Here is a 20,604-nt window from a genome sequence, read left to right on the forward strand (position 1 = left end):
ACTCTGGGGGCGGATTACAGCGACACAAGCCCGCTCTGGACATACTGGGAGAAGATCGCCGTCAGGTCAACAGACTCGAACGGACAGATCACGTTTGAAGGTCATATGTTCGGCACCTACGTGTTCTACGAGGTCAAGGCTCCCACGGGCTTTGAACGCGATTACACCTACAACCCGACGACCGCGGAAACTGAGACCAATAAAAACGTTCTCGGTCCCATTTATCTGGATTACCATAACGCGCAGCACGAAACAGAAACGCACAGTCTGACTCACCTCGAGCCGCGAAGCAAGGCGCATACCAACGTGCTGAAAACCGACGAAAACGGCAATCCGCTGAAGGACGCGGAGTTCAAGCTCTACAAGGACGGCGATACTCCTGTTCTTCTGACGACCTTCAAGACAGGCTACGACGGAATGGATTCCGCTGAAAATGTTTATGAGATCGACACCTCATCATACGCGTGGGGTCAGAAATTCTACCTTATCGAAACGACTCCGCCGATCGGCTACGACGCGGACAATATGCCGGAGCAGCCGACAAAGATCGAGTTCACACTCACGCCCGAGCTTGCCGAGGAAGTTGTACACGTCGTGAGAGCAAACGACGTGCGGCTCAAGGGCAAGGTCGACCTCACCCAGGTTTCGTCGTCGCAGACCACGACAGTCAGCGCGGGCGATCCTCTGGGCGGAGCGGTATTCGAGCTCTACGCAAAGGACGGCACAAAGCTGAGCCTTTATCCGCACACGACAAATATTAACACCTACCGCGTTTTCAGCGCGGCCGATGTTCCCGCCGATATCACGGCTGCGGGCTTCGACCCGAACACGACGGTCACAACGCTTACAACAAGCGCAGCCGCCGAGCTTGGCAAGCTCCATATCGAGGGTCTTGACTGGGGCGACTACTACCTGCTCGAAACGCAGGCTCCCACGGGCTACAAGATCCCCTCGGGAGAGGACGCGAAGGTTTACTTCTCCGTCGGCAGAACGAACAGCGGCGACACCGCACAGCAGCTGACAATGAAGAACGACCCCGACACGGCGGCTCTCAATATCATCAAGACTATTGACAAAAAGAACGTTTCGGCGTGGGGCAACCCGGTATTCATCTTCAAGGTGAAGCAGACCGCAGGCTATGACTACGACACTGAGAGCTTCGTTGCTCTCGCGGCGAACAAGCAGCGCACGCTGACAAAGTCGATCACTATCAGCGACGGCTTGAGCGGAACTACCGGCAAGTTCGACGTTGAACCCGGCACGTATGTCATCACCGAAATGCGCGTCGCGAGATACTCAGCAAGCTCAAACGCCGTTATCAGGGAAAATTCCTCTGACAAGGTGCTCGGAACCTACGTTACAAAGACGACAGCGACATTGAGCGTCAAGCCCGGCGGCGACGCTGAGATCACCTTCTCAAATCAGCTCAAGACCTACGAGAAGCTCAGCCACACCGACAAGAAAACCAACAGCTTCAACGGCTTCAAGGCGCTTGAGGTTCACGACAAGGACGGACTGATTCTTAGTCTAGACGTCGACGGCGTAAACTACACCGTGACGGTTCCAAAGTCAGATCTGAATCCGCAGCTTATCCGCAGCGACGGCACAAAGACTGCGATCACTTCTGATTTCAGCAAGCTCGCCGTTACAAAGAAAGCGGCGGACACCGAGTTCACGCTCATCGACAACGGCGCGTCTATAACAATAAAGGGCCGCAGAGAGGACCTCGCGGGCAGCTCGTACAAGCTCACCGCGACCTACGACGGCAAGTTCACCGATGAATTCGAGCTGAGGATTCCGCCTGTTCAGCTGTTTGACAAGACCGAGAAAACCGTTGAGTTCCGCAACGATACGCTCAACCGCTCGCACTACATGGACGGCGCCAATCAAACGAATGTCTATTCGCTGATGTTCATTCTGAAAGCGGTCGGTTCGACGACGGTTGTAAATCAGATCCTCCACAACGGAGTTGCTACAGGCAAGTTCAATGAGCAAGCGTTCCCGGCGCCCGTTATCGAGAGCGATTACAGCGACAAGTGGGAGTTCGACAAGTGGTCGTATTCCTACGACAATGCAGGCACACCTGTTACAGGCACGGCGAGCAGCGCAGAGCTGATCGATGTGATCAAAAACGCGCCGGATAACGCGAAGATAACCGTCACCGCGGTTCTCAAAGAAAAATCATCATAAGGAAAGGAGTTGATGACTGTGGCACATAAGATTCAGAAAAAGCATCTAAAGTCTTTGGCTGTTATCGCATCGGTAACGGCGCTGATAGTCATCAGCTCCACCATGGCTTACTTTACCTCAAAGGACAACACAACCAATAAATTCGTCGGCAGCCGCTTTGACGTTATGCTCCTCGAGACCAAATGGGATCCCGAAAAGGCGAAGAACGTCATTCCCGGCGAGGAGCTTGACAAGAATCCGCAGGTCACCAACACCGAACGAGCGAACTGCTACGTTTACCTGAGAGTGACGGTGCCCTGCGACACGACGATGGTCGATAACGCCGACGGCACACCGATGGATTCTTCCACCGACGCGAACGTCCCGATGTACAAGTTCATGATAAAGAATTCCGACGATACCTATGTTGCCGACGAGACCTTTTCGCCGAATCAGCGTGTAAACGACCATTGGCAGCTTATTGACAGCGAAAACAAGGGCTACACCGAATTTGACAGCGAAAACAAGGACTATGTGTACGTCTACGCCTACGCGGAGGGCAACACTCCGACGATAATGGAGCGCAACGACATCACAAATCCGCTCTTTGACAAGCTCCTGCTCTGGAACTTCAACGAGAAATTCGACAAAAACAAGCCCCACGACGTGAAGGTCGAGGCGCTCGGCATTCAGACGGATATTCCCGCAAACGACATCTACGGCGTGTGGGATATCCTCTCGGGGGAGGTAAGCGGCTAATGAAGAAGCGTAAAATCCTCATCATCGCCGCGGCAGCCGCACTGGTCGTCACTCTTGTTGCGATAGGGGTGATCAGGGCGTATTTCACCGAGGTCGAGGTAAAGGACAACAAAATCACGATAGGAAACATCAGCATCGAGCTCACCGAGGGCAGCTTTGACCCGGACACCACATATCCCGTAGTGCCGGGCAGCGTGGTCGAGAAGGCTCCCAAGATCAAAAACGACGGCACACGCGACGAGTTCGTGTTCATGACCGTCACCGTTCCGAAGGCGCAGGTCACTCTGCTCGACGAGAGCGACGCAAACAAGGGCAATCCCAAGGGGCTGGACGGCGCGCAGCAGCTTTTCAAGCTCATTGCAAATCCGACTGACCCGGATACCGCGTTGCAGGTTCCGGCAGTCAGCGGCAGGGATATCGATTTTACCTACCATTCCTGCTCGGATACCGGCAATGGCGCTGACGGCTGGGTGCTGCTCACTTCCGAGTGCGATACCAACGGCTCAGACTATGACCTCTATGTGTTCGGCTACAACAAGAAAATGCTTCCCGCAAACGAGACAGTCACCCTGTTCGACAAGGTTCAGCTCAAGAGCTTCATCGACGGCGAGAAAAAGGACGGAGTGACGATAGGCGTCAAGGCGTACGGCATTCAGGCGGATTACCTCAGAGGTGAGGCGGTGGAGGACGTGGATTTCACAAAGGCGCACTATTCCGCGGCGGATTTGAATGAAATCTATTCCATCGTCAAGAACAAGGCGGGCATATGAAAGGCGGTCGGCAATGAAAAAGAGAACTTTAATCATCATTGTTGCCGCGGTTCTGGTTTTGGCGGCGGCGACGGTCACCGTTTACGCGTACCTGCAAAACACCGCGCAGAAGTCCAACGAGTTCAGCATAGGCGAGGATAAGGCGGAGGTCACCGAGGCTTTCACCGAGCCGCCCGAAATGCACATGAGCGACACTTTTGAAAAGGTCGTAATGGTGGAGAACACCGGAAGCACCGACGAGTTTGTCAGGGTGTATCTCGACTTCTCCGACTCACGGGTGCGCGACAACGCGAAAATCGTGTACACGAAGAACGGAACCCAGACGGCAAAAAGCTGGAGCGAATTTCTAGGCGACCTGCCGGCTGACTGGGCGTATGTATCTGAGAACGACGCGACCGACGGCGAGCTGCTCGGCGGATATTTTTACTGCACGAAGAAGCTCAGCGCTGGTCAGACCACACCTCCGCTGATGGAAGGTGTGCAGACGAATTTCGCCGCTTCCGAGGGCGACTCAAACGCCGGCAATATCGACGACTTCGACATCGTAGTCTACACCGAGACCGTTCAGACGACGGAGATAGACGCCGACGGCACTGTATATACGGACAATGACTGGAAGCCCGCATGGAGAAGCTTCCTGACCTTACCTACAGAATAATACAAAAAAACGCCTTCCCCGAGGGGAAGGCATTTTATTTGCTCAGCAGCCTGTACAGACGGAAGCTGCCGGTTTTTATTAACGCGCGTTTTTTGCGCGGACAGGTTTTTTCGCTGACCTTATTCACCGTTTCCCTGAAAGAGGGGTCGCGGAAGATTTTTTGGCAGTAGCTCAATTTTTCGCGGTCGCTCTCGGTGTTTCTCTCGTCCCAGACGATATCGACGGTTTTCATGAAGCGGACGAAGGCGTCGTCGTAAAAATCCTGCATGTAGCGGCTATTGTATTCTTTTACTTGCCCCGTTACCCTCGAGGAGGTTCCCGTCTGGGAGCACGATTCAAATGTTATCACCAAGTACAACGGCGAGGACTCAGATGTTACTGTACCTTCCGAGCTTGACGGTTATACTATCACCGCAATCGGCGAGGGAGCGTTCAGTAATAACAATGTCATCAAGCGCGTAAATATTCCCGCTTCCATCACCTCGATCGAAGACGAAGCGTTTTACGAATGCGAAAATCTTTCCGTTGTCCACTTTGCGGAAGGCAGCGAACTGACGACGATCGGTCAAGGCGCTTTTTGTTACTGTCCGGAGCTTGCCGAGGTCAATTTTGAGGATCTGAAGAACCTTAAAACCATAGGCTCCTCAGCGTTCGCCGCCGAGCAATATAGAAAGAATAAGCTCACCTATGTCAACCTTCAGGAGGGCTTGACTACTATCGGCGTGGGCGCGTTCAACAACAGCGGCTCCGGTAAGGGCTTCATTATCATTCCTTCCACAGTTACAGACGCCGGCTGCGGCTATACCAACCAGACCGCGTTTTACATGGCGCGTTATAACACCATAATAATTAAACCAACAGAGAATATTTTTGATATCGACTTCGACGCCGCAATGTATATTCCGTACGCGGCATGCTATGAAGGCTCGCCGGTTGAGTATCAGCTTGAGCACGGCTCTAATACATCGCCGAGCGTAGGCTCCGCGTATCATATCAAATCACCGTACACGGTGACCTACGACGCAAACCTTCCCGACAGCGTTCCCGCGACCGTTCCCGCCGCGCAGGAGTTCACAGACGACGTTATCAACATTTCAAGCGAAGTTCCCACCGCGGGCAGCAAGCGCGAATTCCTCGGCTGGAGCACCACCCCGAATGACGCGACTCCGAGATTCCAGCCCGGAGATAAGGCGGCGTTCTGCGCGGACGTTACACTCTACGCTGTCTGGCGCGACGCCGTGACCTTTATCGACGGCGATGATACCGTTACAAATGATATCGCTCTTATGGACAAGCCCGGCTCAGGCAAGTTTACTTACGATAACGTAACCGCTGTCAAGGACAGTAAGGTGCTTATGGGCTACTTCACCGGGGAGAACGGCGAAGGCACTCTGATGTTCGTAAAGGACTACGGCGACGCAGAGGTCACTCTCGCGGACGGAGTTGCGATCGAAACCGTTATGTCTGCCGCCGACAACGAGGGCGAGGTAAAGTTCTACGCCTACTGGCTGGACGCTCCTGAAATCAAGGGCACCTCGATCTCCCTCAACGGAGACGTTACGACCAATATCTATGTAAGCCTTTCCGCGGATATCTCCGAATTCCAGTCGGCTGTAGTGAAAATCAACAGTTACACTAAGGAATTCGACCTCAAGGATCCCAAAGAATGCACTGTTGAGACCATAGACGGAAATCAGTATTACAAGGTCTCCTACAAGCAGTATTTTACCGAGATGACGTCCGACTTTGACATTGATCTTGTCTGCAACAATACCATATGCAATAATGTCGGGGGCTTCTCGGTAAAGAGTTACGCCGACGGCATCATACGCGGCGATGAGGACGATTACCTTAAAAATACCGCAGGTCTGTCGGACGAGAAGATTGAAGAGCTCAAAGAGCTGTGCAAATCCATGCTCAACCTCGGCGCAATGGCGCAGCTGGAGTTTGACGTCAACACATGGGACCTCGCAAACGAAAATATTGATTATTCCGCTCCGGCAATCGATCCCGAGACTCTTGTTGAGCCGGTTTACACTGTCGAAGGCGCGAAATGCCACGCGACGGCTATGTATCTCACCAAGGATATCACCGAATATTCCATTATGTTCATCAACAAGAAGAATTGGAACAAGGTTTATCTCCGGTATTATGACGACAACTGGAATGAAACTTCTGTCGAAATGGAAAAGACCGGCAAGCAGAAGGACGGATCCGACGTTTACTCGGCTGTGATTCCCGGCGACTATACTGGCGACATTTGGTTCACCGACGCCGAGGATGACGACAGTTGCCAAAATAAAACCGAAATGTATTATCCCTACGACTCAAAGGGCTACAGCAACTATTATTACCCCGGCGAAGGAGAAGATTATGAAGAATACTACTACTGGTATCTGGAGTATGAAGATCTCGAAAGGGAAATAAGATTCATCAATACCCTGAATTGGGAGAACGTCTATGTTCGGACAGTCGACAGCGATAAACCCGTACAGATGACTTATCTGGAAACAAACAAGGACGGCGATAAGGTCTACACCACGGAGGTACCTAACTCGGACGCGGAGCTTGTTTTCTCCGACGGAACCGAAGAGAACGCCGCATCTTCGGTCAAGCTTGTCACCTATTATCAATACCCTGACGACGAGAACGCTTCCAAGTCTCTCGGAGGCAATATGATCCCCGCGTGGAAGGCTGTGCCCGGCGATGTATTCTCGGATTACGGCATCACCTACGAGGGCTCCAACGTCGGCTTGTTCAACCAGACGGCGTACGGCATAATGCTCCGCAGCGACTCCGCCGAGGGTCTTAAGGTCTACAGAAACGGCGAGGAGGTAGCCGCTACTCAGATCATGTTCAACCTCGACGGCAGCTACAGCATGTACAGGTTATTCGATATTCCCGCGGCTGAGATCACCGACGGCGTTGAGCTGAAAATACACGTCGACAAGGTGACCGACGCTTTGACCAAAAACGAGACAACTCCCGACGATCTGACCGTGAAATTCAGTCCTGTCAGCTACATCAAGAGAGCGCTTACGCTCGGGGGCAGCAGCTACGAGAACCTGAGAAATACAGTCACCGCGCTGTATGACTTCGGTCAGAAGGCGAAAGCATATTTCGAGGCCGAATAAGGAGGGGATAGAGATGATGGAATATGAGCGTCCTGTAATGACAATAACACAAGTTAATATTGACGATGTGATCCTGACGTCAAATCAATCTCCCATGGAAAGATTCGGAGACAGCGTTATATATGATGGCAGCGAAACCACCGGCGGAGAGAACTGGACTCCGTGGCTGTACTGATAAAAAATCACAGTTGACAAATTCGCGGCTGCGGGAACGTCCTGCAGCCGTGTTTTTTCGGAAAATTTTTAAAAACCCTGCCTTTTTTCACCTGTTTGTCATAGTCTTGTTATACTCTGTATGTTATAATGTACTTGCAAAAGAAGAATCCATACTGCTTATCTTACAGGAAAAGGAGGTACGATATATGAAAAAGCTCATGGCGCTGCTGCTCGCCGCCGTATTGACGCTGACGGTCTTTACCGCCTGCGGAAAAAACGAGCAGCAGATATTTCTTAACAGCATGCTTGAGGGTACGGATTTCAGCGGAGTAGTGTATGTGACAAGGAACGGACACACGGTCTGCGAGACTGCTAAGGGCGTTGAAAACAACGACCCGAAGCGCCCGATAACTACCGACACAAAATTCTGCATAGGCTCCATATCAAAGCAATTCGCCGCCGCGGCGATACTGATGCTCAGGCAGGACGGCTTGCTCAGCGTAGACGACAAGCTGTCGAAGTTCTTCCCCGATTACAAGTACGGCAACATTCTGACCGTGCGTCACCTGCTCGAAATGCGCTCCGGAATCAAGGAGTTTTACGACGTTGAGTTTATCGACGACGCGTTCACAGAGCTTCCGACGGGCGAGCTGCGCGGACGTGTCACCAACGATAATACGATCGAGGAGAACCGCCGAATTCTCGAGGACTGGCTTCTCGATCAGGAGCTGGAGTACGAGCCTGATTCGGCGTTCGAGTACTCCAACTCAAACTACTTCCTGCTCGCGAGGATAGTCGAGATAGTCTCCGGGCAGAGCTACAGCGACTTCATGCGCGACAGGATATTCAAGCCCCTCGGAATGAACAACACCTCGTTCATCGACGACGGTGATATGAACGGGCTGCAGCACTTCGCGATGCCGAGCGTCAATCCGCAGACGGTCTACGTCGGGGTGACGATGGGTCTGGGCGACATGATATCAAACGCCCGCGATATCGACAAATGGCTCACCTCGCTGAGGACTAACAAGCTGCTCACCGAGGAGAGCATGGAGATGATGACGACCGACTACACCGACGAGTACGACGAGTACGGCGATGAGGAAAACTACGGCTTCGGAATCCGGCCGTGGGGCAAAGGTCTGTTTCATTCGGGATATTTTTCGACATATCTGACGATGGTCTACACCGACCCCGGTACAGGACTGAACGTTTTCGCCGTCACCAACGACGACAAGAACCCGAACATCAGCATTCCCGAAATAAGCTGGAATCTGGTAGATCACCTCGGGGAATAAAGCCTTCCCTTCATTGGGAGGGCTTTTTGGTTTTTAGTAGGTAGTTGGTAGTAGGTAGTAATCGTAGTGACAGGGCTTGTCCCTGTCAGCAGTAACGGCAGATATTTACCGGAATATGTTGCGTCGGAAAATGCACGTTTATCGCAGTTAAATACATATCAAGGTAAAGTTTGATTCACGTTCCCTGACAGCCGCAAGGTGATTCCCCTTTCAAGGGGAAATGTCGCCACAGGCGACAAAAGGGTTGCCGGCTGGCTACAGCTGTCGCTACGGAGTTTATCAAAATGTCGGATTCTGTTCTCTGCCAACTACCAACTACCAACTACCAACTACCAACTACCAACTGCCAACTACCCAACTACCAACTACCAACTGCCAACTACCAACTGCCAACTACCCAACTACCTAACTACCAACTACTAACTGCCAACTACCTACTACCCAACTACCAACTATAATACAAAAAATTTCGGTTTTGTAATCAAAAAATCCAAAAAAACAGTAGGCTAGCGGCGAATTATATGATATACTTAATATAAACTATATCATTTTTCCGAAATGGAGGCTGTCGTTTTGCTGTTCAACATCTCTTACACAACGCTCAATTTTCTCTGCTTTGTGTTTGTGACCATGCTGGTCTACTTTTTATTTCCCGCAAAGAAATATAAATGGACTGTGCTGCTCGCGGCGAGTATGTTCTTCTACGCCGTTGCCGGTTACAAGTACGCCTTCTTCATCTTGTTCACTACCCTGAGCACCTACCTTATCGCTCTCTGGATCTCGCGGGTCTCCTCGCATTCCAAAAAGCTGCTCAAGGAAAAGAAAAAGGAATGGGACAAGGATCAGAAGAAAAAATACAAAAACACCGTAAAAATCCAGAAGCGCCTTATCATGACGCTCGCTCTGCTCATCAACTTCGGAATCCTCGCGTTTCTGAAGTACTACGGCTTCTTCTCGGGCAGTATCAACGAGCTTCTCGGCAGCTTCGGCATGTCCTTCTCAATGCCCACCCTCAAGCTGTTTCTGCCGCTCGGTATCTCGTTCTACACCTTCCAGTCAATGGGCTACATTGTCGACGTATACCGCGAAAAAACCGAGGCTCAGCGCAATCCGTTCAAGCTGCTGCTGTTCGTATCGTTCTTCCCGCAGATCATTCAGGGACCTATCAGCATCTACGATCAGCTCGCGCATCAGCTTTTTGAGCCGCACGAGTTCGACTTCACGCGCATGAAGCACGGCATGGAGCTTATCCTCTGGGGCTTCTTCAAAAAGCTCGTCATCGCCGACAGAGCCTATATCCTCATCGGCGCGGTCGAGCAGGACTACACGAAGTTCGGCGGCACTACCCTGACCTTCACGATTTTGCTCTACGCTCTGCAGCTTTACGCCGACTTCTCGGGCGGTATCGATATCTCCCGCGGCGTTGCGCAGATCTTCGGAATCGATATGATAGACAACTTCAAGCGTCCGTACTTCTCGCGCTCGATCAACGAATACTGGCGCAGATGGCACATTTCCCTCGGCGGCTGGCTCAAGAACTACCTGTTCTATCCCGTCGCGATGTCGAATGTGTTCATCAACGCGAGCAAGAAGATGAAGAATACCCGCTTCGGCAGAACTGCCGCAGGCTCGCATATCTCTAAGGTGCTGCCTACAAGCGTCGCGTCGCTGATAGTATTCCTCGTCGTCGGTATATGGCACGGCGCCGACTGGAAATACATAGCGTTCGGTGTGTGGAACGGCGTTATCATCATGATAAGCATTCTCATGCAGCCGCTCTTTGACGGTATCATCGACAAGCTCCACATCAAGCGTCAGAATCCGTTCTTCGTCGGCTTCCAGATCTTCCGCACCCTGCTCATCGTTCTCGTGGGCTATGTGTTCGACGTAGCTCCCTCGTTCGGTGAGGGCATGCGCACCCTGACACTGTTCTTTACGGGACAGGATTTCTCAGCGGGTATGGCGGAGATCAGTAAGCTCGGTCTTGTCACGGCGGACTATATCATTCTGCTCGCGGGCGCTATCGTCATTCTCGTCGCGAGCATTATCCAGGAAAGACACCTCGACACGGATATCCGCACCATGCTCGACCAAAAGCCGCTTGCTCTGCGCTTTGTGCTGCTCTACCTCGGAATTATGACCGTCATCATCTTCGGCATCTACGGTTCGGGCTACAACGCCGCGGACTTCGTATACATGCAGTTTTAAGGGAGGGGTGAAGCGATATGAAATTTCAGAATTACGTAACACGTACCGTAAAAACAGCCTGCTTCTTCCTCGCGGTCATGATGTCCTGCCTTCTTTTGCAGCAGTATGTCCTGCGCAACGTCGACCACAACAGCCTGAGAGTTGAGGGCTTCTATCAGGAGGAGCGCGATTCGCTCGACGCGGTATTCATCGGCGCGAGCGATATCTACACGAGCTTCATGCCCGGCAGAGCCTACGAGAAATACGGCTTTACAAGCTATCTTCTGGCGTCTGAGTCGATCACCTCAGAGGGCGTTATCACCGCCGTCAAGGAGGTCGTCCGCACACAGCACCCGAGCCTTATCATCATCGAGGCGAACGCTTTTCTGTACGGCGACAGCGACAACGAGACCAACGAGGCGCATGTCCACAAATTCTTCGACAACCTGCCTTTCAGCATAAACAAGCTCAATTATATCAACAGAAAGGTGCCTGTTGACAACAAGTGGGAGTATATGTTCCCGCTGATAAAATACCACGGTCTGTGGACGGAGCTGCCCGACCGCGTCAACATGATGCAGAGCAATTTCAACCTCGACCTGCGCGGCTACAACTACCTCAAGGGCTTCCGCACCACCGCAAAGGTATTCAAGTCCGACACGCCGAGCCTCAACTCACAGCTCCCGTATGAGACGGGCGAGCTTGACCTCGACCCCGAGCTTCAGCAGAACCTGTTCGATCTGCTCGACTACAGCAAGGAGAACAATCTGAACGTCATATTTGTGCGCGCGCCGCACTATGTTACGAAGGATACCTACGACCGCGTCAAGCGTTCAAACAAGATGGAGTCGATCCTCGAGGAGCGCGGATTCGACTACTACGCGTTCGAGAACTATTCGGAGCTGATCGGAATCGACGACAGCCGCGATTTCTACAACGAGGATCATATGAACGTCTACGGCGCGATCAAATTCACCGATTTCCTCGCGGAAGGACTTGCAAACGACGACGACCTTAAAATCGGCGAACAGTCCGAAGCCCAGCAGGAGATGTGGAAAGAGGTCTCCGCGACCACGAACAGGCTCTACCGCTACTGCGACGACCTGATGACGAACGGCGAGGAAAAAGGCGCGCAGGAGGACGTTATCACGCTCGACGCGCTTGAAAACTACTCGGACGCGCCGATCGAGCGCTGATTACGGAAGGAGGAGCAATATGAGATTTCCAAAAGGATACGCGGGCGTAAATAAGCTTTTTGCGTCCGAAATAATCAACATCTTCTCGTCGGTAATGTTCTTTGTAGCGTCGGTCTTTGCCGTTTTCAGCAGTCAGAGGATAGTTAATCCGCAGTATCTCCCGATAATCGTCATTCCGCTTATCGCCGCGGGTCTGATGTCGGTAGTCGCGTTTATTTTACAGCTCGTCGGACTGGGTCAGGCTAAAAAGGACGACCAGATGTTCAAAACGGCGTTTGCATTTGTCTTTGTGGGAGTCGCGGCTTCCGTGGTGTCCTTCATGTCAGGCGGCACGCTGAGCAATATCTTTTCGAGCATCAGCGAGGTTTCCTCACTGATCGTCAGCGTGTACACTATCCTCGGCATCTACAACTTCGCTGAGAAGATGGACAACGCAAGCATCATGCTCAACGCGAAGATAACCATAATCATCGGCGCGTCGGCATTTGCCGTGGCGGTAATTCTGCGCATGGTTCCGGTTTTCTTCCCCAGAACGGAGTACATGCTCGACCTCTTTGTCTCGGTAACGGAGCTGACGGCGTACATCATATTCCTGATCTGCCTCGGCAGAGCAAGAGGTATGCTCGCGGAGAAGAAGTGATTTGGTTTGTTGTGAATCAAATTTGTAGGGGCGTGCATTGCACGCCCGAATCATCGACAAAACACAACACCCTCGGGCGACCAATGGTCGCCCCTACTCTAAAAAAAGCACTTCCAAACGGAAGTGCTTGATTTTTTTAGGATTTAATTTCTACCCTACTACCAACTAAAACTCCACTCTACCCCAAGTCCTCCAGCAGATCTCCGACAAGCCCTGTCATGCTCGGGGGATAGACTGTGTTGGACATTACTACGAGGGTCCGGTTCTTGTCTGTGTTGACGTAGTCGAAGGACGAGTAGATCTGGATCGCGCCGTAGTGACCGACGCCGCCGTTGAGCTTTAGGTACAAGCCGTAGCCGTAGTGCTCCTCGGGAGAGTAGTCGGTAGTCATCGCCTTGTACGACTCGTCAGACAGCACCTTGCCGCCGCTGAGGGCGTTGAGCCACGCGGTCACGTCCGCGGCGTTTGAGATAAGATCTCCCGCGCCCTTTGTGAGCCCGGGCTGAGTGTCGACCTGCTTGTAAATATTTCCCTGTGCCCATGCGGGATTGGCGCTGAGCTCGATGATCGCGCCTGTGTGGGTCATTCCGAGCGGCTCAAAGAATTTTTCGCGCAGGAAATCGACGTACTTTTCGCCCGAGACCTGCTCGACGATATCCGCGAGAAGGAAGTAGTTCGCGTTGGTGTAGGCGTAGCTTGAGTCCGGCTCAAAGTTCAGCGGCTGACTGAATATCCATTTCTTGATCGCCGCGACGTTCTCAGCCTCTGTCGCGTCGTCGCTGATGATATCGCCGGCTTCCTCGGTCGGTTCTGTAATGCCCGAGCGCATCGAGAGAAGGTTGTGCAGGCTGAGCTTTTTGCCGTCGGCGTATTCGGGGTAATACTTGTCGAGAGTGTCGCTGACGCTGAGCTTGCCCTGCTCCTGCAAGAGAAGAACAGCCGCGGCGCAGAACTGCTTTGATACGGAGCCGAGCGGCATAGGCGAGTCGATGGTGATCTTTTCGCCGTTTTCGAGGGTTCCGCTCGCGAACGAGGCGACTGCCTTTCCGTTTTCGACGGCGTAGATAACGCCCTCAAATTCGTTCTGCTTGATAGTGTCCGCCATGCCCGCGGGAACCGTGGGGTCTGCCGCGGCAGCAGTCGCTTCCGGGGCGGCTTCGGTCTGAGCCTGAGTCGTCTCCGTCGCGGACGGGGTGTTCTGAGCGCCGCATCCCGACGCCGCGCACACTACCATTGCCGATATGATTATTGCGAGTAATTTTTTCATATTGATGACCTCCAAAGTTATTATTACTGCAAGACGTCGACGTGTCCGAACATCGCCGCCTCGAGGAATTCCGAGAATACCGCGCGCCAGAACGGAACGCTGTGGCCGCCGTTTTCGTTGTAGTGGAACACGAGCCTGTCCTTAGGATATCCCATATCCGCGAGACGCTCGTACATCTCCTTTGCTTCCTTGCCCGTGTCGTTTTTGCCGCCGGTATAAATATATATGAAGGGCGCGGTCTCGTCAAGAGTCTTTTCCCCTAGATAACTGCGCCACGCGTCGTCGTTATACGTCCAGAACGAGGGCGACAGAGCGCCTGCGGTGCCTATCTTGTCGGGATTTTCCATTGCGATATAGAACGCGCCGAGTCCGCCGAGAGACGTGCCCGCGATTGAGGTGTGCTCGGCGTCGGCGTAAACGTTGTAGTGCTCCCTGACGTAGGGAATGAGCGTGTCCGCGATGAAATTTGAGGTCGACTTCGCGAGTTTTCTGGAGGTTCCCTCCTGATGAGCCATTTTGCCGAGGTCGGGAATCAGCTCGTCGTCGCGGCTGTAATTGTTGTTGTCGCCGAAGGTCTCGACAGCCACAACGATAGCCTTTTTGCCGGTTACGGAGGACATCGCCCTGACCTGCTCGTTAGCTACCTCGCTGTCAGAGACGGACATTCCGTCAAAGCCGAGGTACACCATCGACGTGCCGTCGAGAAGATATATAGTAGAATACTTTTCCCCGGAATTCGCGTCGTAATCGTCGGGCTTCCAGATGTGTACGGTCTTGTCATAACCGCCGCAGTCGAGGGTCACGTTATCGAAGCGGTCGTGATAATCGGTGCCCGAGCCGTAGGCGTAGGGAAGAAAGCCGAGGTCTGAGCTGAACCAGCCGCTTACGCATTTGTTGAAGGCGAACTTCTCGGTGGAGATATTATCATATGTAATATACGCCATATTGTACGCCGAAACGTCTCCCTCGCAGGAGAAGGTAATTGCCTCGCTGTCCTCGCCGCAGACGGACATCTTCACGTCCTCGGTCTTGCCGCTGTCGCTGTTGAAGAAGGTCGCGACAGCTTCCTTGCTCTTTGAGGAGTCGCGGAAATACAGGGTGTGACGCTCGCCGCTCTCTTTGGCACCGCAAGCCGTGAACAGACCTGTGACAAGTGCCGCCGCAATGATTGCCGATAATACTTTTTTCATATTAACGATTCCTTTCCTTTGTTCTGACTTCATTATAGTACGCGAATCTGAAGATAATCTAAAGATTTTCAGGTTTTGTGTAGTACGTCAAAATCAACTACCAACTACCCAACTACCCAACTGCTTCTCTCCCTTGATTTCGCGGAAATATTGACGAAAAATATTGACATACCGTCAAAAAAATCATATGATTATACATAGGAATACCCCGCAAAAAGGATGGTGCGATAATGGAGAGATATCAGTTTGACAGCGCGACCAAAGCGGCTCTCGAAAAGCTGCGGGTACCTCTCGCCGTTTATCAGTTTATAGACAAGAGGGTTGTGACGATACTGCTTTCCGACGGCTTCTGCGAGCTGTTCGGTTTTGACGACAAGGATGAAGCGTATTATCTCATGGATCACGACATGTACCGCGACACACACCCCGAGGACAGGTCGAGAGCCGCTGACGCGGCGTACCGCTTTGCCACCGAGGGCGGCAGGTACGAGGTCGTCTACCGCACCCTGCCCCAAAACAAGACTGATTACATAATCGTACACTCGCTGGGCGAGCACGTTTATACCGAGGAGGGAATCAGACTCGCGTACATATGGTACACCGACGAGGGCAGCTACACCTCCGACGGCGACGGAAAAGACAACGAACTTAGCGGCGCGATGAAGAAGATCATGCGCGAGGAGAATATGATAAAGACCGGCTACTACGACTACCTCACCGGACTGCCGAATATGTCTTATTTCTTTGAGCTTGCGCGCGAATCGCGCAAGACGTTCTGCGAGAGCGGCAAAACCGCGGCGCTGCTGTACATGGATCTGTGCGGAATGAAGTATTTCAACCGCAAGTACGGCTTTGCGGAGGGCGATAACCTGCTCCGTTCCTTCGCGGATATCCTCAAGCTGCGTTTCGGCAACGAGAACTGCAGCCGCTTCGGCTCCGACCACTTCTGCGCTATAGCGGACGCGGACGGTATCGAGGACGTTATTTCAGAGATTTTTACAAGCTTCCGCGTCGATAACGGCGACCGCTCGCTTCCCGTGCGCGTCGGAATCTGTCTTGACAAGGACGGCGGCGAGGATATCAGCCTTGAGTGCGACCGCGCAAAATTCGCCTGCGACACCATGCGCAGCAGCTACCTTTCGAACTACCGCTATTTCGACGGAGAAATGCTCGCAAAAACCGAGAGGCGCAGGTATTTTATTGACAATCTCGACAAGGCTATCGAGGAGGGCTGGATAAAGGTCTACTATCAGCCGATCATCCGCTCGGCAAACGGCAACGTCTGCGACGAGGAGGCTCTTGTCCGCTGGATAGACCCCGTCGAGGGCATGATTCCGCCTTCGGAGTTCATTCCCGTCCTCGAGGAAGCTAATCTTATATACAAGCTCGATCTGCACGTCACCGATCAGGTGATCGCAAAAATGAAGATGCAGGCTGAGACGAATCTTTACGTCGTGGCGCATTCGATCAACCTCTCGCGCGCGGACTTTGACGCCTGCGATATCGTCGAGGAGATACGCAAGAGGGTAGACGCCTCGGGTCTGAGCCGCGACAGGATAAATATAGAGGTGACAGAGAGCATAATCGGCACGGATTTCGACTTTATGAAATCCCAGATCGACCGCCTGCGCTCTCTGGGCTTCCGCGTCTGGATGGACGACTTCGGTTCGGGCTATTCAAACCCCGAGGTGCTCCAGAGCATTCACTTCGACGTTATCAAATACGACATGCACTTCATGAAGGAATTCGAGGGCGGCGGCAAGAACAAGATCGTGCTCACCGAGCTGATACGCATGGCTGTTTCCCTCGGCTGCGACACCGTATGCGAGGGCGTCGAGACACAGGAGCAGGTCGATTTCCTGCGTCAGATCGGCTGTACAATGATGCAGGGCTACTACTTCTGCCGCGCCATTCCGTACGAGCAGATACTTGACCGTTACGCAAACAACAGGCAGATAGGCTACGAGAATCCCGAGGAGGCTGACTATTTCGCGTCCATCGGCAAGGTCAACCTCTACGACCTCACCATTCTCTCAAACGACGACAGCGAGTCCTTTGAGAACTATTTCAACACCGTTCCCATGGCTATCCTCGAGATCAACGAGGACCGTCTCAAGCTTATCCGCTACAACGACTCCTACCGCGCCTTCATGAATAAGGTCAAAAAGGACTGCTTCCCGTTCGGCTCATGGCTGAGCTACACCGAGAGCTGTAACAGGGTAGGCAGAACTGTTGTCAACGCGATCTGCGAGTGCGCGGAAACGGGCGAGAAGATGGTCATTAACACCGAGATGCCCGACGGCTCCGTCGTTCACAGATTCTGCAAGCGAATAGCCTTCAACCACGTGACCGACACAAGGGCTGTCGCTATCGCGGTTCTCGCGATCACAGATTCCGGCAAAGCCCCGATCATCTATAACTATATCGCCAAAGCCCTGTCCGCGGACTTTGTCGGCATCTACTACGTCAACATCAAGACAAATGATTTTATAGAATACAGCTCCGACACGACTGCAGAGGAGCTTGAGGTCGAAAGACACGGCACCGACTTCTTTAACGCGAGCAGACACGACGCCCGCAAACGGCTTTATTACGAGGACGTCGAGATGTTCCGCGCCGCGTTCAAAAAGGAAAAGATACTCAACGAGATCGAAGCCACAGGCGTTTTTACGCTCAGCTACCGCCTGATAATCAACGGAGTTCCCAGATACGTAAACCTCAAGGCGGTGCGTATCAATTCCGACCCCGACCACATCATCATCGGCGCGAACAACGTCGACACGCAGATGCGTCAGAAAAAGGCGTTTGAGCGCATGAAGCAGGAGCGTATTGCCTATTCGAGGATAACAGCTCTGTCCGAGGGCTTTATCTGCCTATACACGGTCGATCCCGAGACCGACGACTTTATCGAATACAGCGCGATCAAGGAATACCACACGCTCAATCTTCACACGGAGGGCAGCGATTTCTTTGCGGCGGCGCGCAGAGTCGCGACAGGCAACGCCGTCCCCGAGGACGTGGAGCATATCAAGAGTGAGCTGACAAAGGAAAAGGTAATGAGTCAGGTCAAAGAAAACGGTATCTACCGCATATTCTACCGCATTATCTTTGACGGCAGAGTCATTCCCGTCTGTCTAAAGGCGGCTCTCGTCGAGGAGGACGACGGACCTCAGCTTCTTGTCGGAATGGCAAAGGCAGAAAAACCCTGAAGCACCCCTGCGGAGGTGAACTTTAATGTATTACGCAATAATCGGAATAATGGCAGTTGTGATTCACCTTGTCATCAACCGTGATCTGTTCTGGCACCGAAGCACGTATACCGTCATGCCCGCGAGGCGGGAATACCGCGACTATATCGTCAGCGCGATCATTTTCTGTGCGGTCGACGCGCTTTGGGGCATTATGTACGAGTATCAGCTCGCCATTCCGCTCTACGCGGCATCGGCGATATTCTTTCTTGCGATGATGACGGGCTTTGTGCTCTGGACGCGCTTTGTCACCGAGTATATGGAGGAGCGCAGCCTGTTCAGCAGGGTGGTGTCGTTCCTCGGAGCGGCGATGCTTCTGAGCGTCGTCATAATGCTGATAATCAATTTCTTTAACCCGATACTCTTCTGGATAGACGGGGACGCGGGCTATCACCCGGGAACCGCGAGGTACTCGACGCTCCTGATGCAGGTGCTGCTCTTTGCCTTGGCGGCGGTCAATACCTTTGTCACAAAGCAGAAGGACGCTGTCGCGTCAAAACGTCTGTGCCACACCATCGAGCTGAGTACGCTGGGCTTTGCCGTGCTTATCAGCGTTCAGTTTTACCACCCGATGCTGCCGCTGTACTCAATGGGCTTTCTGTTCAGCAGCTGCCTGCTGCACTCTCTCGTCGTCGAGGACGAAAAGGAGGAGCAGCACAGGGAGCTTGAGGAAATGCTCAGGCGCGAGCAGGAGCAGAGCGCTGAGCTGGGTTCCGCCAAAAAGAAGATATACACCGACCCGCTCACGGGCGTAGGAAGCAAGCAGGCTTACCTGGAGGACGCCGAAAGGATCAACCAACTGATCCGCAGGAATCAGGCTGAGGATATGGCAGTCGCCGTTTTTGACGTGAACGACCTCAAAACCGTCAACGACACAATGGGTCACGACACCGGCGATATTTATATTTACACCGCCTCGATGCTCATCAGCGAGTTCTTTGAGCACAGCCCCGTATACCGCATCGGCGGCGACGAGTTCGCCGTTATCCTCATGGGCGAGGACTACAAAAACCGCGAGGGTCTGCTTTTGTCGTTTGACTGTCAGTCCGAGGAAAACCAGCGCGCCGGCAGGGTAGTCGTCGCCTCGGGTATGGCTGAGTACATCAGGGAGATTGACCACAATATCCGCGATATATTCGAACGCGCGGACAAAAACATGTACGCGCGCAAGAGCGAGCTGAAGAGAATGCACTGGCAGGAGCAGTCGGTAAACGAATAGCCGTCAGGCATAGTCCTCCAGCCAATTGATCTCCTCAAGCTCCCCGATGTCGTAGGAGGGCTTGAGCTTTTCAGCGGCATTGTGCGCTTTTCCGACGTCCTCTGTCAGCCAGTCGAGCAAGGTCGCGTAGTGGTTGGAATAATTCCTGCCCTTGCTCTCTATCACGCGCGAGAGCCTGTCGATCTTGTCCATATAGTGAGAAGGATACTTTTCTCTGAGATCCCTTACCTCAGAATCAGACAAAAATACATTCATAAATGTTCCATGCGGAGAGAGCTCACCCCTCTCTCCATTCTTATTCTTTCTTTTTCTTTCTTTATCTTTCTTCCATTGTTGCCCTTCGTTTGCCGTTGGCTTGCCGATGGTTTGCCCTTCGTTTGCCCTTTCGATTGACACATGCTGATATAAATCGTAGTTTTTTATAGTAATAATCGAGAATTGCGGGGTTGTTTGGATTGCCACCTCGTTTGTCGATTTCAGGTGTTTAAGCGCAGTTCTGATTGACTTGACCGAAAGCTTTAGTTCCTGCGACAGCCTGCTCACGCTCGTCACGCACTGACCGCGTTCGATCGTTCTGCCCTCAAAGCCGTGGCTCTCGTAGTTCGCCGACAACAGCAGATGAATAAACACGCGGAAGGTGTTCGCGTTGCGGTACCATTCCCATTTTGTAATTTTTCTGTGAAGCTTTATGAATCCGCCCTCAAGCACGAAAC

The 20,604-nt window shown here is 52.7% G+C and carries 16 protein-coding genes; 12 read left to right on the forward strand and 4 right to left on the reverse strand.

Annotated features, from left to right (window positions below; genetic code table 11):
* From KQI64_RS01015 to KQI64_RS01030, 4 genes are all read left to right on the forward strand, one after another.
* On the forward strand, positions 1-2,190 hold a 2,190-nt coding region (locus KQI64_RS01015), incomplete at its 5' end, for an MSCRAMM family protein (protein WP_216522918.1).
* An 18-nt stretch (positions 2,191-2,208) separates the two neighbouring features.
* On the forward strand, positions 2,209-2,928 hold the full coding sequence (locus KQI64_RS01020) for a SipW-dependent-type signal peptide-containing protein (RefSeq protein ID WP_216522919.1): 720 nt from the start codon (positions 2,209-2,211) through the stop codon (positions 2,926-2,928).
* Positions 2,928-3,698 (forward strand): TasA family protein, encoded by a 771-nt coding sequence (locus KQI64_RS01025; RefSeq protein ID WP_216522920.1) that lies wholly within the window; start codon positions 2,928-2,930, stop codon positions 3,696-3,698. The genes KQI64_RS01020 and KQI64_RS01025 overlap by 1 nt, the downstream gene beginning before the upstream one ends.
* Positions 3,699-3,711: 13 nt before the next feature.
* The gene (locus KQI64_RS01030) at positions 3,712-4,356 is read left to right on the forward strand and encodes a hypothetical protein (protein ID WP_216522921.1); all 645 of its coding nucleotides are present in this window, start codon (positions 3,712-3,714) and stop codon (positions 4,354-4,356) included.
* Between the two features lie 34 nt (positions 4,357-4,390).
* Here KQI64_RS01030 and KQI64_RS01035 read toward each other — a convergent pair whose 3' ends face one another.
* Positions 4,391-4,624 carry a hypothetical protein gene (locus KQI64_RS01035; protein ID WP_216522922.1) on the reverse strand — a complete coding sequence of 78 codons (234 nt, stop codon included), beginning with the start codon at positions 4,622-4,624 and terminating at the stop codon, positions 4,391-4,393.
* Between the two features lie 10 nt (positions 4,625-4,634).
* Between KQI64_RS01035 and KQI64_RS01040 the strand changes: the two genes are divergently transcribed.
* The 6 genes from KQI64_RS01040 to KQI64_RS01065 all read left to right on the forward strand — a co-directional run bounded on the left by KQI64_RS01040 (position 4,635) and on the right by KQI64_RS01065 (position 12,967).
* Positions 4,635-7,490, forward strand: a complete 2,856-nt coding sequence (locus KQI64_RS01040; RefSeq protein ID WP_216522923.1) for a leucine-rich repeat domain-containing protein — start codon at positions 4,635-4,637, stop codon at positions 7,488-7,490.
* Between the two features lie 13 nt (positions 7,491-7,503).
* On the forward strand, positions 7,504-7,665 hold the full coding sequence (locus tag KQI64_RS01045) for a hypothetical protein (RefSeq protein ID WP_216522924.1): 162 nt from the start codon (positions 7,504-7,506) through the stop codon (positions 7,663-7,665).
* Between the two features lie 187 nt (positions 7,666-7,852).
* Positions 7,853-8,944, forward strand: a complete 1,092-nt coding sequence (locus tag KQI64_RS01050; RefSeq protein WP_216522925.1) for a serine hydrolase domain-containing protein — start codon at positions 7,853-7,855, stop codon at positions 8,942-8,944.
* 573 nt (positions 8,945-9,517) lie between these two features.
* Entirely contained in the window at positions 9,518-11,152 is a 1,635-nt protein-coding gene (locus KQI64_RS01055) for an MBOAT family O-acyltransferase (protein ID WP_253289137.1), read from the forward strand.
* A gap of 17 nt (positions 11,153-11,169) precedes the next feature.
* Positions 11,170-12,327, forward strand: a complete 1,158-nt coding sequence (locus tag KQI64_RS01060) for a hypothetical protein (protein WP_216522926.1) — start codon at positions 11,170-11,172, stop codon at positions 12,325-12,327.
* Positions 12,328-12,346: 19 nt separating this feature from the next.
* Entirely contained in the window at positions 12,347-12,967 is a 621-nt protein-coding gene (locus KQI64_RS01065; RefSeq protein WP_216522927.1) for a hypothetical protein, read from the forward strand.
* 178 nt (positions 12,968-13,145) lie between these two features.
* Here the strand turns inward: KQI64_RS01065 and KQI64_RS01070 are convergent, their stop codons facing one another.
* Both KQI64_RS01070 and KQI64_RS01075 read right to left on the reverse strand, forming a co-directional pair.
* Positions 13,146-14,234, reverse strand: a complete 1,089-nt coding sequence (locus tag KQI64_RS01070; RefSeq protein WP_216522928.1) for a serine hydrolase domain-containing protein — start codon at positions 14,232-14,234, stop codon at positions 13,146-13,148.
* A gap of 23 nt (positions 14,235-14,257) precedes the next feature.
* Positions 14,258-15,424: an alpha/beta hydrolase-fold protein gene (locus KQI64_RS01075; protein ID WP_216522929.1), complete on the reverse strand. Its 1,167-nt coding sequence runs from the start codon at positions 15,422-15,424 to the stop codon at positions 14,258-14,260.
* 230 nt (positions 15,425-15,654) lie between these two features.
* On the opposite strand from KQI64_RS01075, the gene KQI64_RS01080 reads away from it, so the two are divergent.
* On the forward strand, positions 15,655-18,633 hold the full coding sequence (locus tag KQI64_RS01080; RefSeq protein WP_216522930.1) for a GGDEF and EAL domain-containing protein: 2,979 nt from the start codon (positions 15,655-15,657) through the stop codon (positions 18,631-18,633).
* A 25-nt stretch (positions 18,634-18,658) separates the two neighbouring features.
* Positions 18,659-19,891 (forward strand): GGDEF domain-containing protein, encoded by a 1,233-nt coding sequence (locus KQI64_RS01085; RefSeq protein WP_216522931.1) that lies wholly within the window; start codon positions 18,659-18,661, stop codon positions 19,889-19,891.
* Between the two features lie 3 nt (positions 19,892-19,894).
* On the opposite strand, the gene KQI64_RS01090 is transcribed toward KQI64_RS01085, so the two are convergent.
* Positions 19,895-20,599 (reverse strand): hypothetical protein, encoded by a 705-nt coding sequence (locus KQI64_RS01090; RefSeq protein WP_216522932.1) that lies wholly within the window; start codon positions 20,597-20,599, stop codon positions 19,895-19,897.
* Between the last annotated feature and the right edge of the window lie 5 nt (positions 20,600-20,604).

Origin of the sequence: Lachnoclostridium sp. MSJ-17, from assembly GCF_018918205.1 — a bacterium.
GTDB lineage: Bacteria > Bacillota > Clostridia > Oscillospirales > Acutalibacteraceae > Ruminococcoides.